This window comes from Hyphobacterium sp. (assembly GCF_043584775.1).
In the GTDB taxonomy this organism is placed as follows: Bacteria; Pseudomonadota; Alphaproteobacteria; order Caulobacterales; family Maricaulaceae; genus Hyphobacterium.
The window spans coordinates 2089139-2104163 of sequence record NZ_CP121327.1; the positions used below are offsets into that span (position 1 = coordinate 2089139).

The window sequence follows — 15025 nt, forward strand, 5'->3', positions numbered from 1 at the left end:
GGAGCCAGCTCACCACTCTTTCAGGATATGAATTCCATGAAACTTGACGATATCGATATAAAAATACTCGAAGCCATGCAGGACAATGCTGCGCTGTCCGTGGCCGAAGTCGCGGAAAAGGTCGGGCTTACTGCGTCGCCTTGCTGGCGGCGTATCCGGAATCTGGAAACTGCCGGCGTGATCCGCAAGCGGATGGCGATTCTGGACAACCGCAAGGTCGCGCTGGATTTCGAGGCCATCGTCATGGTCAAGATTGCCTCTCCGTCTCGCGAGAATCACGCCCTCTTCATGGACAAGGTCCAGGACATTCCGGAAATCGTCGAAGCCCTGACGCTGTCGGGTGATTACGATTACCTGCTGCGTGTGATGACGCCGGACATGACCGCCTTCAACAACTTCATCGGCAACCGGCTTTTGCCGATTGGCGTTATCGGTGCCAATTCTTCTGCGGTCATCCTGAAGACGGTGAAGCCGTTCAATGGCGTGCCCCTGAAGCATCTTTTGCAGGACGGCAAGCTGCACGCGGAAGACGATTTCTAGCCCATCGACGTATCAGCCCGGTGCCACGACGTTTTCGACCTCGCTTAACGGGGGTTCGAACACCGAGGCTGGAATGGCTTCGCGCTGGAAGTCCTGAAGCTCGTAGCGGATGTAATACCCCGTGTAGTAATTCGTCGAAGCTTCGTGATGCGGCGAACAGATGTAGTATTCGGCGCGGAGAATGATGCCGTCCGGGGTGACAGCGAAATTGCCGCTAAGCGCGGGCACCGGGTAATCCGTTTCGCCGTGCTGGTAATGACTCCAGGCAAAGCGTTCGGCATCGTTCACGAAGCAATCGTCCTCGAAATAATTGCCCCAGCCCCAGTCCGGCATACCCTGACCGCCGACTTCGTAAATCGTCACGGCTTCATCGCCGTGCATTCCCGGCGTTTCGGACACGATGCGGGCATTGGTCTCGGCCAGCAGTTCATCCGACAACCAGACCGGCTGGGCCTGCATGTATCCGTTGAGAATAACCAGCAGGTTCTCGTCCCATTCGACCGAAAAGGCCGTGATGGTAATGCCCCCGGCGCTTTCGCCGAGGCCGCGGCCGCGCATGTTGAGCGCAGAGACCATCCGGCCGTGCTCATCATCCAACCGGATCGAGGCACCGCTGGCCCGGATGGGCTGTGTTTCCTGATAATCCTCGCGGCCGAAGCCTTCCCGGTATTCAACAGACAGTTCCCGGACGGCCGAATAGCCGCCGACATCGCGAGAGATCACTTCCGAGAAGGCTTGCCCCGATGTGTCAGGCCCGCGTTCGATACTATGGATCAGCCGTACGTTCGCAGCCTCGATTTCGCTGAGTTGCGGCTCGCCAGTGATCGGTCGATACCAGTCCCGCGCGCCGAAGAAAGCCTGCAGATCTTCCGAGACGAATATGCGCCCATGGCGGGCGAAAATCTCATTTCGCGCCAACCGCATCATTTCCGGGGAGAGCGACACCACATCGGCCGGGTCGACATACACTCTGGCGGTTTCAGGCCAGATATAGTCAGCTTCGCAAGGCAGCCGGGTGCAGTTCTGGGCGTTGACGGCGGTGGTTGCTGCGGCGGCAACAGCCAGCCCGGTGAGTAGAGATTTCATGATCGCCTCCCCTTCTGCTGCAGTCTGCCCCAAGATCGTACCAAAGAAAAACCCCGAATCGTGACGATCCGGGGTTTCTCGTTCGGCTATAAGGGAATGCCTAGTTCAGGCGCTCCAGCGCAACGGCGGTGGCTTCGCCGCCACCAATGCAGAGCGAGGCCACGCCCTTGGTCTTGCCGTGCTTTTCCATGGCCGCCAGAAGCGTCACCATGATGCGCGCGCCGGAGGCGCCGATCGGGTGACCCATGGCGCAGGCGCCACCATTGACGTTGACGATGTCATGGCTGAGGCCGAGTTCCTTCATGGCGATCATCGGCACGACGGCAAAGGCTTCATTGATTTCCCAGAGATCGACATCGCTGGTCGACCAGCCGGCCTTGTCGAGCACTTTGCGCATGGCCGGAACCGGCGCGGTGGTGAAGTATTGTGGCTCGTGCGCATGGGCGGCGGTCGCCACGATTTTGGCGAGCGGTTTCAAACCGCGGCGCTCGGCTTCCGACTGCTTCATCAGCACCAGAGCGGCCGCACCATCGGAAATGGCGGAGGCATTGGCCGCTGTCACCGTGCCGTCCTTGGAAAAGGCCGGACGCAGGCCGGGAATCTTGTCCGGCATGGCCTTGCGCGGCAATTCGTCGGTCTCGACGGTGATATCGCCCTTGCGGGTGGAGATCGTGACCGGCGTAATCTCGCGCTTGAAATCGCCTTCCGTCGTCGCGCGCTGGGCGCGCGCGAGGGTTTCCAGCGCATAGGCATCCTGCTGTTCGCGGGTGAACTGGTATTCGTTGGCGATCATGTCGGCATATACGCCCATCGCCTTGTGCTCATAGGCGTCCGTCAGGCCATCCTGCGCCATGTGATCCTTGATGACATCATCGCCATATTTGGATCCCGTGCGATGGTTCGGCAGCATGTGCGGGGCGTTGGTCATGGATTCCATGCCGCCGGCCACGATGACAGCCGCATCGCCGGAGGTGATGGAGGCGCGGCCCATAATGGCGGCCTGCATGCCGGATCCACACATCTTGTTCAGCGTCGTGGCCTCGACCGATTTCGGCAGACCGGCCTTGATGGCGGCCTGACGGGCGGGGGCCTGTCCCTGACCGGCGGGCAGGACATTGCCCATGTAAATCATCTCGACGTCATCACCGGCGACACCGGCTTCCTCGAGGGCGGCTTTCACCGCGATCGCGCCCAGCTCGTTGGCGGACAAAGCGGCGAGATCGCCGAGCAGGCCGCCCATCGGGGTACGGGCCATTCCGACGATGACAATAGGATCTTCCTTGGCACTCATGTTCGATCACTCCTGGGTGGAAGCATGATATGGGAATTCGGGCGCGCATGTGAAAGGCGCGCGGCGCGTTTCGTCAAGCCTTGCCACTGGTGAAATTGCTGCACTGCACATAGAACCTGATCAGATAGTCGCTGCAAACCTCGGAATTCATCAATTTTTTTCGAGCTAGGCGAACATCGCCTGACAACATTCTAATCTCGGCTCGTCTGTGTAAAATCAGCTTAGGACCGCTTTGAATATTGATTGTGATTGGAACCAAGATGACCGATGAAATCCAGCTTTCACCAAAAGAGGCCTACATCATCATGCACAGATTTTTGGTTTTCGAGTGGAAGCTGCGTGGATCACCGAAAAACGAATTCTCAGAATTTCTGGGCTCTTCAGCCATCGACAGTTTCGTGAGAGCTGGAACAGCGGACCCCGCAATCTGGGATGATTGGATGCGGTTCGTATCCGAGTTTGTCGCGGAATCTGAGGGTAAAACTAAGAATACAATCGAGACATAGAAATTCTTACTTTTCCTTTCGCGGGTGAGCAACTAAACCCGTCCAGGGATCAGGGGAAATACATGTCCAGACATAAAGGCCGGCCGAGCCGGCGATCATTCCTGCGTACGGTCGTGGGGGGCGCGGCCCTGTCCGGGGCGACATCGATCATCAATGGCGCGCATGCCCAGCATGGAAGCTGGAGCGCGGAATATGCGGCCTGCCGCACGGGCGTGACCGATTCCGATGGCGGCGAGGAAGCCGATCCGGTCGGCAATGGCCGTGGCACCGGCATCACGGACAGCGATAGCGGGACAGAGGCCGATCGCGGTGGATATGGCCAGGGCACGGGCGTGACCGACGAGGATTCCGGAGAAAACGCCGACCGCGCGGGATATGGCCGCGGACCGCGCACCTATACCGACCGGGATCGCGGCGCGCATGCCGACCCGGCGGGCGAGGGCCGCGGACCAGTGCGGGTGACGGATATCGATACCGGATTTGGCTCCGACCCGATCGGGCGCGGACAGGGCGGTGACCGGATCAGAGCGGCGTCCAGCCGCCCCTGCCCGGAGACCGAACCGCAAACGGACGGAGACCGGTGATGGCTACGACCACTGTGACGTCCGATCCGATCTTCTCGGAAATCACCGCCCCGGCAGCAGCGCGGCTGGAAGGCATCGACTTTGCCCGCGCCATGGCCTTCCTCGGCATGATGATGGTGAATTTCCATATCTATATCCACAATGCCGACACAGACCCCGCCTGGATGACGCAACTGGCCAGCCTGTTTTCCGGCCGGGCCGCGGCGACCTTCGTCTTCATCGCCGGGGTCGGCACGGCATTGCTCACGGCGCGCTGGCGGCGGACGCGGGATGTGGCCGACCGGCGGGCGGCGCGCCTGTCGCTGCTCAAGCGCGGGCTCTTTCTCTTTATCGTCGGCGTCTCTTTCCGCGCCCAATGGCCCTATGACATCCTGCATTTCTACGGCGTGTTTCTGGGACTGGCCGCGCTGGTGTTCACGCTGCACGCGCGCTGGCAGATTGCGCTGGCGATTGCCACTACACTGGGCTTTGTGGCGCTCTATCTGTTTCTACCGCCGGCCTTCGGCATTGATTACTGGGAAAGCCCCAGCTTTCACGAACCCGGCGCAGCGCTGCGCGATGTGTTCTTTACCGGCCACCATCCCGCCTTTCCGTGGTTCGCCTATTTCCTGACCGGGCTGGCGGTCGGACAGATTGACCTGCACAAATCGTCCAATCACTGGAAGCTTCTGATCGGCGGGATTGTGCTGATCGCGCTGGCCAAGGCGATCAAGTTTGCGGCGCTGGATCTCAATTATATCAAGCTCGTACCCGTCGAGGACTGGGGCTATGCCCTGCCCTATATCGCCGATCTGTTCGGCTCGTCGGCTTATCCGCCCACACCGATCTATGTGATGTTCGGCCTCGGCGTCGGCTTTATCGTATTGTCCCTGTCGCTCATGCTCTGTGCGTCGGACGCCCGTCGCAAATTCGTTCAGCCCGTCATTTATGCCGGGCAGATGGCGCTGACGCTTTATCTCGCTCATGTTTTCATCGGCGTCACCGGGATTGAATGGTTCCTGCCGCGCGAAATGGAATCGATCTTCTGGCTCTATGGTATCGTCATCGCCTTCTTCATCGCGTCCGTCATTTTCGCGACGATCTGGCGGCGCTATCACACGCGTGGACCGGTGGAATGGGCGATGCGGCGATTGGTGGACTAAGCCAACCCCTCATCCAGACCGCTTGCCGCTTCGCGGACGCGCGCTCTTTTCCCTCTCCCCTTCAAAAGGGGAGAGGGTAGAGAAAGGCGGCCATGGCAATGGGCGGCTTTCGAGGGTGAGGGGTTAAACCGTTCCCGTAATCCAGCCGCCACCGAGGACGCGATCACCGCCATCGGCGGGTGAATAGAAGACGGCCGCCTGTCCGGGGGCCACGCCTTCCTCGCCCTCATCCAGCAAAAGGCTGGCCTTGCCATCCGATAGCTGAATCACGGCGGGCACGGGCGGACGTGTGGAGCGCACCTTCACGAGGATGGGCGCGCCATCATGCGCCGCGAGATCGCCCTCGCCGAGCCAGTTGACCGCGTGCAGCTTGATTTCCTTGACGGTCAGCGCTTCGCGCGGACCGACAATCACCTGACGCGCGTCCGGGTTCAGCTTGACGACGTAAAGCGGATCCCCCACGGCGATGCCCAGCCCGCGGCGCTGACCGACGGTAAAGCGCAACACACCTTCATGACGGCCCAGCACCCGGCCATCAATATGGACGACATCGCCCGGCTCTGACGCGCCGGGGCGCAGCTTTTCAACGATATCGGCATAATTTCCATCCGGCACAAAGCAGATGTCCTGACTGTCCGGTTTGTCGAAAATTGCCAGCCCGAAGGCTTCGGCGAGCTGGCGGGTCTGGTCCTTGGTCAGGGAGCCCAGCGGAAAGCGCAGATAGTCGAGCTGCTCCGCCGTAGTGGCGAACAGGAAGTAGGACTGATCCTTGCCGGGATCGGCGGCACGGCGCAGCTCCGGCCCGTTCGGGCCTTCGATGCGCTGGATATAATGGCCTGTCGCCATGCAGGCCGCGCCCAATTGCTTGGCCTGCTTCAAAAGATCGGCAAACTTCACGCGCTCATTGCAGCGCACGCAGGGAATGGGCGTATAGCCGGCCAGATAGGTATCGGCGAATTCGTCCATCACCGCTTCTTTAAAGCGGCTTTCATAATCCAGCACGTAATGGGGAAAGCCCATTTCCTCGGCGGCGCGGCGGGCATCATAAATGTCCTGCCCGGCACAGCACGCGCCCTTCTTCTTGATGGCGGCGCCATGGTCATAGAGCTGAAGCGTCACCCCTACCACATCATAGCCGGCCTTGTGCAGCAGGGTGGCGGTGACAGTGGAATCCACGCCGCCAGACATGGCCACAACCACGCGATGGTCGGACGGGTTTCCGCCCAGACCCAATATGTCGCCATCAAGGCCGAATTCACGAATGAGGGTGTCGGCGCGGCTGTCGCCGGCGCGCGTCAAAGTCGTCGTCATACTCGTCTCCCACGGGGTCAAGGCCCGAAGCAGTCGTTAAAGGGACGGCGGATATAGGGGAAATGCGCCGGTTTAGGAAGGGTCAGTCGCGCGTCGCGTCCACGCGGTCGGTCACAAACCAGTCCGTACCCGGATAACGGCGTTCGATTGTCTGACGATAGTGATCGTCGGAAATCCGCTCCATGCGGGTGCGGGAATCGAAGGGTCCATGCTGGTCCTCGCCTGAAAATTGCAATTCAAAGCCGGTTTCGGTGAGGGTGATTTCCTGTGCCGATTCCACCCAGCGATTGGCCCGGGCATCAAAAAAGCGGACAGAAAGGAGATTGGTCTCGACATCATAGGTGTTGATGATGTCGCCGATCCACTCACCGGTATCATTCTGCACCCAATGGGACTGGCGTCCCGTGCCATCGAATACACGTTCGACCGTCACGGTGAATTCCAAGGTGGTGCTGTCATTCGGCCCACGCATGATGAAGTTTTCAAGCTGCCACTGGCCTTCCTGAAACGCGAAATGATCGAAGAAGGCCCGTGAGGCCTGATGCCGGTCGATAGCTTCGTCCTGCGCGAAAGCGGCACCGGACAAAGAGACAATCAGAATTGCCAGAATTACTCGCATTTCTACACCTAGTTGAATTATTATTCGGTATAATACGAATTACATAAACGAGTTCTGGCAACCAGTAACAATCAGGTGATATATTTCACCGGACCTATCTCAGGAAGGGCAATAGTGACACCTGGCTGAGGACGGAGAAGGTCCGTGCCGAAACGTCCACGGCGGTCTGGGCCTGCTGGAAACGGGTGGCAGCGGCGGCCATATCCGCGTCTTCCAGATCGCCGATCAGGCTGGTGAGATAATCGGCTTTCTGATCCTGGCTTTTGACCATGCTTTCGACGCGCGATTGCTGGGCCCCGTTTTGGCCCACGAAATCGCTGATCCGCTCGAAGGCCGTCATGACATTGGCGATCTCACCCTGCAAATAGGTCTGTTGCGCATCGGTCAGCGGGCCATTCAACGGGCCATTCGGACCGGCATCAAATTCGGCAAGACGTTTGAAGGCGGCCATGATGTCCGTGCCGACCTCATCCGCCAGCACACCGACCTCCAGTGTGAGTTGATCATCTAGCTTCGCCACCGGACGGCGGCTGGAGTTGACGAAAACGTCGCCCGCCGTCGGCGCGGCAACCAGATCCGCCAGCGTATTGACCGTCACCGGATCGGTATCGGTGCGCGTGCCGCCGAACACATAGCCGCCAGCATATTGAGTGGAGAGCGCATTGCGGGCCTTGTCGAAGGCTTCGCGCGCCTGATCCATGATGTAGGTGCCATCAATCGTGGTCATCGCGACGCGCAAATCGGTCGCCGATTCCGTCAGTTTCTCGAGCGCGACAGCGGTCATATCCATCCGCCCCTGCACGCGTTCAGCGGAGAATTTGTAGGATTCCGCCCGGTCGCGCGCGCCATAGGCCGCCGAAATGGATTCGGCGCGATGCCCGGCACCTTTCAGATCCGGATAAAGCTTTCCCGTGGTCAGTTGTTGCTGGCTTTCAAAGACCGAGCGCTGGGCCTTCATCAGATCCATCAGGGCGGTCTGGGCGGCTGCGGCTGTGGCGATGCGGGTCATCTCACCTCTCCTAGACGATGCTCAGCAGGGTGTCGGTCAATTCCTTGGCCGTCTGAAGCAGGCGCGCCGAGGCGTTATAGGATTGCTGGAATATCGTCATGTTCGCGAGTTCCTCATCGAGGCTGACGCCTTCGACATCGGCGCGTTTCTGATCGGCCGCGCTTTTCAGCGACTCGGCCGACTGGGCAGCGCGCTCGGCGCGCGCAGCCCGGGTGCCGATATCACCCGCAATCCGGGCGGCGAAATTCTCCAGCGAGGAAGTGCTGGCCGAAAAACCACCGGCGGCCGCAAAGGAGCGCTGATTGGTCATGGCCGATTGCAGGGCGTGTCCGCCGCGGCCGTCACCGGCGGCGACAACGACATCTCCGATCGCCGGCGACCCTGTCAAGTCGAGCTTGGCCATGGCCAGCTGCGAGGAGTCAGACCGGATACGTGGCGCCACATTCGGCATATCGGCCCGTCCCGCCTGCGCGGCCAGACCGACGCCGAAGAGCTGGCTGAAGGCAATGGTCGTGCCGCCGCGCTGTGTATTGTCGCCCACCAGCTCGACATCAAAACTTTCAAACCCCGCGACAGGTGTTTCCACCAATTCGCCGGCGCCATTGATAGAGAATGTGGCGTAGCGGCCGAGGCCGGAGACCGGATCATTCAGCTGGGTCAGAAGATCATTGAAGCTGGTGCCGCCGACGCTGATCGAGATGTTCTGGGCGACGCTGCCATTGGCAGCATTAATGCGGAAATCCAGCGTCTGTCCGGCGGTAAAGCCGTGAGCGTCCGCAGCCGAAACGCCGCTCTGGAAAAAGAGCGGGCGATCCGCCTCGACCAGATCATTGAGCCCGAAGAAGTGCGAGAAGCCACGTCCACCGCGATCGGCCGGCGTGGTCTCGTCCTGCAGCATGGAAATGCCGTCCGTGCCGGTGGCGGAAATCGTCATCTGGCCATTGGTGAAGCTGGCCGTGCCATCAGCGCCAAGCGCCGTATTCAGAGCGGTCACGAAATCCGCTATCGTCGTGCCGCCAATGGGCGTTGCCGCCGCGCCATCCACGCTTATCGTGCCCGCGTCAAAGTCGACATCGATCTGCTTGACCAAAGTGCCGCCGGAATCCACCACGGCGATCGTGGTCGCACCCGTAAATCCCAGACTGTCCGTTGCCAGCAAGCCGGTATTGCGGCCCTCCAGAATTGTGGGCGGAGGATAGGCGGTGGCGTTGTTATGCTCGCGGTTCAGCGCATCAGCCGCAGCGGCAACAAATTCGCCGATTTCTTCCATCAGAGCCGGTAATTCGTCATCCCGCAGATTCAAAAAGGCCGCCAGATCACCCGAGCGGATATGCGGATTGAAATCCATCTGCGAGGTGCCACCCGGCGGCTGAATGGTGATGCGCGCATAGTCAACACCGGCGGCACCGGAACCGGACGCGGAATAACGAAGCCTGGCCGCGCCATTTTCTACCAGCGCCACGCCGTCTGTCGTCGAAACGAAAATACGGCCGTCGGCGTTCGATGTGGTTCGGATGTCCAGATATTGGGAGAGCTCATCAATCAGTTCTGCCTGGCGGTTCTGTGCGCCGGTCGAATCCGCTGCGGCCGAGGTCAGTGACTGGACCTGCTGATTCAGGGCCGCGATCTCGCTCGTCAGCTCGTTGATACGATTGACGGTCGAGGAAATCTGGCTGTCGGCCTCTTCGCGCAGGACCCGCAATTCTCCGCTCAGGCGTCGGCCTTCATCGAAGAAGGACTGGAGGTCCGAGGCAACAGACAGGCGCGAGACGCTCAAGGACGGGTCCACCGCCGCTGAAGCGATGGAAGAAAAGGCCTGATTGAGACGCGAGAAAATCGAGCCCTGATCATCGAACGTCCCGACCTGCCGCTGAAAGCGGTCCAGCGACTGACCGATAATCTCGGAGGCGGAGGCTTCCGCCGAAGCGCGCACGGAGGCAGCCTGCAAAAATGCGTCGGCGACGCGGACGACGCCGGTCACGCTGACGCCGAAGCCGCGGCCGTCTATGACGCGGGTGGTAAAATTGGCTTCGGTTCGCGCATAGCCGGGAGTGTTGACGTTGGCGACGTTGTTGGACGCCGAGCGCAGACCGATCTGGCTGGCCTGCAGCCCGGAGAGGGCACTCCCGAGAATGGAGCTCAGCGACATGGCGTTTCCTCCGTCACAATCCCGTCAAACCGGTAGAAAGATGCCGGGTATCGGGCAGAAATTGCCGGGAGAATACGCGGACCGGCGCGGTCGCCTGAGGCAGCGTCCTTTCGCTTAGCCTTTGTATTCATAATGTTTTCCAGCATTCGGGTGTTTCCGTGTCTTCGAACCGGTGACGTATCTGACTGTCAGCGTCGCAATGCCGGGGCCATTTCGCCGTGGAGGAAAGCGGGCGTGATGGGTCGGCAGATTCCGCCCTCGTGGATGGGGAGATTCCTGCCGGGCACGCGCTTTCTGCCGGCCTGCAGATTATATTACTCTATATTTTTCAATGATTTGTATGGTTACCGAACTGGCATGCTCCTTGCGACTCCCCATGACGGGTGCGTGGGCCGTCGGGGCTCGCGCCGCTTGGGGAGCCAAACAGGGCATGGACGCGATCTATCCGATCCTGTCTCAGACAACCGGTGCCAATAGCGCCGGGCAATCGTCTGCGTCCGATACGGCGGAGGCCGGCGCGTTTGACGCGCTGCTCGCCGGTCAGACGACACCTGTTACGCCGGTTCCCGCCATTCCCTCACGGCCCAATGGCGGCTTTGCGCCGTCACCCTCCAATCCGACACAAGGCGCGCAACTGGCCATGTCCGCGTCATCGACAAGTGCCGGCACAGCGTCCGGCCCGGTGATGGCAACGCAAACCCAGGCCAGCGCGACGACGAACCTACAGACAACCGCCTTGCCTGCCTCCCCCACCACGGGAGCCCATCCGCAAGACGGTGCAGTGCTGCAGCCGAATACGGCGGCGCAGGGTGGCAGCGCCTCAGGGGCGCCATCGACATCGCCGGCGACGGTGAGCGCTGAAGGCGGCCAGAACGCCGCCGGGCCCGGGACGTCACAGACCGCCCCGGAGTCCGGAAATGCCACCGTGGCGTCCAATTCCGCAGCGAAAACGCCAGCGGCCGCGCCATCGGCTTCAACGGTCAATGCGAAGGCGGCTGCAGAGCCCTCTATAAAGAATAATGTGACGCCTGCCGCGACAGGTGCCAGCAATACGGGCGAAATCGCCGGCTCAAACAGTGCCGGTACCGTCAAGACAAATGCCGCTACACCCGCCGCCAATGCTGTGGCAGGCGCAACGGCACAGATCAGCGACGGACAGGCGGCCAGCACGGCGGCCTCCACGGCTTCGCAACCGGTCGTTCAGGCGGGCGTTCAGGCGCGGCGCGAGGCGGCCGGACCCGACAAGGCCCCGATTGCCGGAAACTCAAAATCAACGGCCAGCGGGTCAGCCGGTGCGGCAAATGCCACCAATTCTTCGGCGAGCTCCACGACCACCCAAACGGCAAAGCCGGACATCACGGTCCAGACGCAGACGCCGGCGCCGCAAACCGCACAGACACAAGCCGACGCACCGCTTGATCCCGCCCGGCTGGCCGTCAGCGATAATGCCCGTTCTGCCCCGCCGCCGGCCGATCCCGGCCAGACCGACGCAGCCGCAGATGCCGAACGGGTGGATATGTCCAATTCGCGGGCAGCCGAAATCAGCCGCGTGACCGAGCGTCCCGGCGTTGCCGCAGGCACCGCACGTTTCACACCCGCCCATGCCGGAACCCTGGCCGCACAGATCGCGGCGAAATTCCAGAATGGCGACCGCAAGTTTGAAATTCGCATGGACCCGCCCGAGCTGGGGCGCATTCAGGTCAAGATGCATGTCGGCAATGATAATCGTGTTCAGGCGATCCTGAGCGCCGAGCGTCCGGAAACGCTGAATGATTTGCGCCAGCACGCCCGCGAGCTGGAACGTGCACTCGAGGAGTCCGGCCTTCAGCTCGACAATGACGGTCTGTCCTTCGAGCTCTCGCAAGGCCGCGATGACGACGAACACATGCCCCGGAACCTGCCGGGATTCACAAATATTGAATTCGCCGAGGACCTCGCCGGTCCGATCACGGCTGCCGCGCTGCCACGGGAGCTTTATGGCTTCCAGCTGAGCGCGGTCGGCCGTGTTGATGTCAGATTATAGGAGCCGGATATGTCGGAGATTGACGCGCTGGGCAGTGCCTTCGGATCGCAAACTGCGAATTCCCAGGCTTCGCTGGCCAATAATTTCGAGATGTTCCTGACACTGCTCACCGAGCAGATGAAGGCGCAAGATCCGCTCAACCCGCTCGACTCCACAGAGTTCGTGAACCAGCTGGTGAATTTCTCCAGCGTGGAGCAGGAAATCCGGTCGAACCAGAATCTGGAATCGCTCATTTCAATTCAGGCGGCCTCGGCGCAAGGCGCCGCGGTGGGCTTTATTGGCCGGGAAGCGACCGTCGCCTCGCCGAATGCTGCGCTTGAGGACGGATCAGCCGAATGGACCTACATCATGCCCGAAGACAGCGAGGGCACGCTGGTCACGATCAAGGATTCGAGCGGACGTACCGTCACCACGTTTGAAGGGGAATCGACCGCCGGCACCCATGTCTTCGAATGGAATGGCGAGGATCTGTCCGGCAATACCGTGGAAGACGGAATCTATACGATGGAAATTTCGGCCGTGAATGCCGATGGGGACCCGATGCAACCGGATATTCTGACAACGGCCCGTGTCACGGGCGTTGATTTCTCCGGTTCGGAAGTCGTGGTCGAGTTGAACGGACTGTTTGTCCGCCTCTCCTCGGTCCGCAGCCTGCGGGAGGCAGGCGCAGTTTAACATCGGGCCGTAAAAGAGCCCGACGCTTGGCAAAAGAACTCTGCCGGGTGGATGAAAACAGCAGAACGCTCCTATTGAAAACTCAGGGAGCATAAAATGAGTATCAATTCAGCCCTTTGGGCCGGTGCCTCCGGTCTGCTGGCCAATTCCAGCGCACTGGCCGCCGTATCCGACAATATCGCCAACGTGAACACGGTCGGCTACAAGCGCGCCTCGGCAGTCTTTTCGCCGATGTTTGAATCCTACGGCGTCAATTCGCGCTATGCGGCGGGCGGTGTGACCACCAATAACCGCTTCCAGATTTCCACCGGCGGACTTCTGACGCCCGGCACATCCCCGACCGATCTCGCCATTGCCGGGGACGGCTTCTTCGTGGTGCGGCCGGTCGCCTCCAATGTCGAAGCGACGGATGCGGTGCTGTTTACGCGCTCTGGCTCCTTCTCGGCAGATTCTCAAGGCAATCTCAGAAATGATGCCGGGCTCTTCCTGTATGGATGGCCGGTGGCTGCCGACGGTTCTGTCACCGCCAATCCGTCCGACCTCTCGGGCCTCGAAGCGATCAACCTGTCCTCCATCGGGGGCGCGGCGGAAGCCACCACACAGGTCGGCGTCAACGGCAATCTGCAAGCCAGTCAGGTGGTCTCCGCTGACGAAGCCGCTTATGCTGCCGGCGCCAGCGCGACCAATATGGCATCGGGAACCGTTACGCCTGACTTCCAGCGATCGATCCAGATCTATGACAGTCAGGGCGGGGCCCGGACCATTACCCTGTCCATGCTGAAATCCTCGACGGCCAATCAGTGGCATGCCGAGCTTCATGTTTCGCCGACATCTGACATCACAACGGGCGCAGGCCTGGTCGATGGCCAGATCGGCACCGGCGTTATTGCCTTCGATGCTCAGGGCGAAATCGACATCGCCAACACCACACTGCCGCTGACGCTCGACTTTCTGTCCTCGACAAACACTGGCGCTTTGGGTGCCAACCAGTATCAGTGGGCAGCGGCAACGGGCGTTGCCGGGCAGTCGGTGACGCTGGATATCGGCTCTCCGACCCAGCCAGGCGGCATGACCCAGTATGACAGCCCGTCAACACTGACCTCGACCCAGGTGAATGGTTCGGCGTTCGGGACCTTTACCGGCGTGCAGGTTGATAATGACGGCTTTGTCTACGCGAAATTCTCCAACGGCATTATCCGCAAGACCTATCAGGTGCCGGTGGCAACCTTCGTCAATCCGAACGGGCTGAATGTCGAAGCGGGCGGTGCTTATTCGGTGACGCCGGATTCAGGCAGCTATACTTTCAACGTGCCGGGTGAAGCCGCCGCAGGCACGATCGCTTCATCGACGCTGGAAAACTCCAATGTCGATATCGCGACCGAATTTACCAGCCTGATCACAACCCAGCGGGCCTATTCCGCTTCCTCCAAGATCATCACCACAGCTGACGAGATGCTGGATGAAGCGATCCGGATGAAGCGCTAACGCTGATCTGACCCATACTTCCTGAGTGAAGGGCCTCCCGTTCCGGCGGGAGGTCCTTTGCTTTTTAGTCATTGAGTTAAATGAAGATTTACCACGGCGTTTAGGCGGAATTTAAGAGGCTGCGCGTATAACCCCTCTCAACAAGGACGACAAAGAGCGTCCATCGGGTGAAAATACAGGGTGGTGGTTATGAATGCACGGCGTAAGGAAAATTATGTCATTGGTCCGGATGGCAGCCCGCTGACACTGGCGGATTTGCCAAATCCGTCGACCCAGCGCTGGGTCATTCGCCGCAAGGCCGAAGTGGTTGCCGCGGTCCGCGGTGGTCTGCTTTCCCTTGAAGAGGCATGTGAGCGCTATCGTCTGACGGTCGAGGAATTTCTCGGTTGGCAGCGCGCCATCGACAAGCACGGCCTGGCCGGATTGCGGACAACGCGCATCCAGCATTACCGCGCCAAACCCAATCCGATGGGTGCCTGAGACACATTATTCAGTAAAAACTGCGAAAAACGCCCGGTTCTTTGAGCCGGGCGTCTTCATATTAAACCCTCGTTTACGCGGGCAGTGGGAAAAACTTGCCGGGTTGCTGCTTCGAAAGCAGCGCA

Annotated in this window: 14 protein-coding genes; 8 read left to right on the forward strand and 6 right to left on the reverse strand. The window is 60.4% G+C overall.

What is annotated here, in order from left to right; genetic code table 11:
- Positions 1-36 precede the first annotated feature (36 nt).
- Entirely contained in the window at positions 37-540 is a 504-nt protein-coding gene (locus tag P0D52_RS10465) for an Lrp/AsnC family transcriptional regulator (RefSeq protein ID WP_394692599.1), read from the forward strand.
- Between the two features lie 12 nt (positions 541-552).
- Here the strand turns inward: P0D52_RS10465 and P0D52_RS10470 are convergent, their stop codons facing one another.
- Together P0D52_RS10470 and P0D52_RS10475 are read right to left on the reverse strand one after the other, a co-directional pair.
- Complete coding sequence (locus tag P0D52_RS10470) at positions 553-1626, reverse strand: YARHG domain-containing protein (protein ID WP_394692600.1); 1074 nt, start codon at positions 1624-1626, stop codon at positions 553-555.
- Between the two features lie 100 nt (positions 1627-1726).
- The gene (locus P0D52_RS10475; protein ID WP_394692601.1) at positions 1727-2917 is read right to left on the reverse strand and encodes a thiolase family protein; all 1191 of its coding nucleotides are present in this window, start codon (positions 2915-2917) and stop codon (positions 1727-1729) included.
- A gap of 260 nt (positions 2918-3177) precedes the next feature.
- Between P0D52_RS10475 and P0D52_RS10480 the strand changes: the two genes are divergently transcribed.
- The 3 genes from P0D52_RS10480 (at position 3178) to P0D52_RS10490 (ending at position 5149) form a co-directional block, all read left to right on the forward strand.
- The gene (locus P0D52_RS10480; RefSeq protein ID WP_394692602.1) at positions 3178-3423 is read left to right on the forward strand and encodes a hypothetical protein; all 246 of its coding nucleotides are present in this window, start codon (positions 3178-3180) and stop codon (positions 3421-3423) included.
- Positions 3424-3485: 62 nt separating this feature from the next.
- Positions 3486-4007 carry a hypothetical protein gene (locus P0D52_RS10485; RefSeq protein ID WP_394692603.1) on the forward strand — a complete coding sequence of 174 codons (522 nt, stop codon included), beginning with the start codon at positions 3486-3488 and terminating at the stop codon, positions 4005-4007.
- Positions 4007-5149: a DUF418 domain-containing protein gene (locus tag P0D52_RS10490; RefSeq protein WP_394692604.1), complete on the forward strand. Its 1143-nt coding sequence runs from the start codon at positions 4007-4009 to the stop codon at positions 5147-5149. The genes P0D52_RS10485 and P0D52_RS10490 overlap by 1 nt, the downstream gene beginning before the upstream one ends.
- 123 nt (positions 5150-5272) lie before the next feature.
- Here the strand turns inward: P0D52_RS10490 and mnmA are convergent, their stop codons facing one another.
- The 4 genes from mnmA to flgK all read right to left on the reverse strand — a co-directional run bounded on the left by mnmA (position 5273) and on the right by flgK (position 10237).
- Positions 5273-6460, reverse strand: a complete 1188-nt coding sequence (gene mnmA / locus P0D52_RS10495) for a tRNA 2-thiouridine(34) synthase MnmA (protein ID WP_394692605.1) — start codon at positions 6458-6460, stop codon at positions 5273-5275.
- Positions 6461-6542: 82 nt separating this feature from the next.
- A complete protein-coding gene (locus P0D52_RS10500) occupies positions 6543-7079 on the reverse strand; it encodes a hypothetical protein (protein ID WP_394692606.1) in 537 nt (178 codons plus the stop codon).
- 94 nt (positions 7080-7173) lie between these two features.
- Positions 7174-8088, reverse strand: coding sequence for a flagellin (locus P0D52_RS10505; RefSeq protein WP_394692607.1), 915 nt, complete (start codon positions 8086-8088; stop codon positions 7174-7176).
- A 10-nt stretch (positions 8089-8098) separates the two neighbouring features.
- On the reverse strand, positions 8099-10237 hold the full coding sequence (flgK, locus tag P0D52_RS10510; RefSeq protein WP_394692608.1) for a flagellar hook-associated protein FlgK: 2139 nt from the start codon (positions 10235-10237) through the stop codon (positions 8099-8101).
- A gap of 376 nt (positions 10238-10613) precedes the next feature.
- Here flgK and P0D52_RS10515 point away from each other — a divergent pair, with 376 nt between their 5' ends.
- The 4 genes from P0D52_RS10515 to P0D52_RS10530 all read left to right on the forward strand — a co-directional run bounded on the left by P0D52_RS10515 (position 10614) and on the right by P0D52_RS10530 (position 14900).
- The gene (locus P0D52_RS10515) at positions 10614-12260 is read left to right on the forward strand and encodes a flagellar hook-length control protein FliK (protein WP_394692609.1); all 1647 of its coding nucleotides are present in this window, start codon (positions 10614-10616) and stop codon (positions 12258-12260) included.
- Positions 12261-12269: 9 nt separating this feature from the next.
- Entirely contained in the window at positions 12270-12935 is a 666-nt protein-coding gene (locus P0D52_RS10520; RefSeq protein WP_394692610.1) for a flagellar hook assembly protein FlgD, read from the forward strand.
- A 96-nt stretch (positions 12936-13031) separates the two neighbouring features.
- A complete protein-coding gene (locus tag P0D52_RS10525; RefSeq protein ID WP_394692611.1) occupies positions 13032-14420 on the forward strand; it encodes a flagellar hook-basal body complex protein in 1389 nt (462 codons plus the stop codon).
- A 189-nt stretch (positions 14421-14609) separates the two neighbouring features.
- Positions 14610-14900, forward strand: coding sequence for a DUF1153 domain-containing protein (locus P0D52_RS10530; protein ID WP_394692612.1), 291 nt, complete (start codon positions 14610-14612; stop codon positions 14898-14900).
- Positions 14901-15025 lie beyond the last annotated feature (125 nt).

Coding starts and splice junctions, on each gene's coding strand:
- mnmA (WP_394692605.1), bottom strand. CDS start 6,460: ATGACGACGACTTTGACGCGCGCCGGCGACAGCCGCGCCGACACCCTC.
- P0D52_RS10500 (WP_394692606.1), bottom strand. CDS start 7,079: ATGCGAGTAATTCTGGCAATTCTGATTGTCTCTTTGTCCGGTGCCGCT.
- P0D52_RS10525 (WP_394692611.1), top strand. CDS start 13,032: ATGAGTATCAATTCAGCCCTTTGGGCCGGTGCCTCCGGTCTGCTGGCC.
- P0D52_RS10505 (WP_394692607.1), bottom strand. CDS start 8,088: ATGACCCGCATCGCCACAGCCGCAGCCGCCCAGACCGCCCTGATGGAT.
- P0D52_RS10490 (WP_394692604.1), top strand. CDS start 4,007: ATGGCTACGACCACTGTGACGTCCGATCCGATCTTCTCGGAAATCACC.
- P0D52_RS10475 (WP_394692601.1), bottom strand. CDS start 2,917: ATGAGTGCCAAGGAAGATCCTATTGTCATCGTCGGAATGGCCCGTACC.
- P0D52_RS10470 (WP_394692600.1), bottom strand. CDS start 1,626: ATGAAATCTCTACTCACCGGGCTGGCTGTTGCCGCCGCAGCAACCACC.
- P0D52_RS10530 (WP_394692612.1), top strand. CDS start 14,610: ATGAATGCACGGCGTAAGGAAAATTATGTCATTGGTCCGGATGGCAGC.
- P0D52_RS10480 (WP_394692602.1), top strand. CDS start 3,178: ATGACCGATGAAATCCAGCTTTCACCAAAAGAGGCCTACATCATCATG.
- flgK (WP_394692608.1), bottom strand. CDS start 10,237: ATGTCGCTGAGCTCCATTCTCGGGAGTGCCCTCTCCGGGCTGCAGGCC.
- P0D52_RS10485 (WP_394692603.1), top strand. CDS start 3,486: ATGTCCAGACATAAAGGCCGGCCGAGCCGGCGATCATTCCTGCGTACG.
- P0D52_RS10520 (WP_394692610.1), top strand. CDS start 12,270: ATGTCGGAGATTGACGCGCTGGGCAGTGCCTTCGGATCGCAAACTGCG.
- P0D52_RS10515 (WP_394692609.1), top strand. CDS start 10,614: ATGACGGGTGCGTGGGCCGTCGGGGCTCGCGCCGCTTGGGGAGCCAAA.
- P0D52_RS10465 (WP_394692599.1), top strand. CDS start 37: ATGAAACTTGACGATATCGATATAAAAATACTCGAAGCCATGCAGGAC.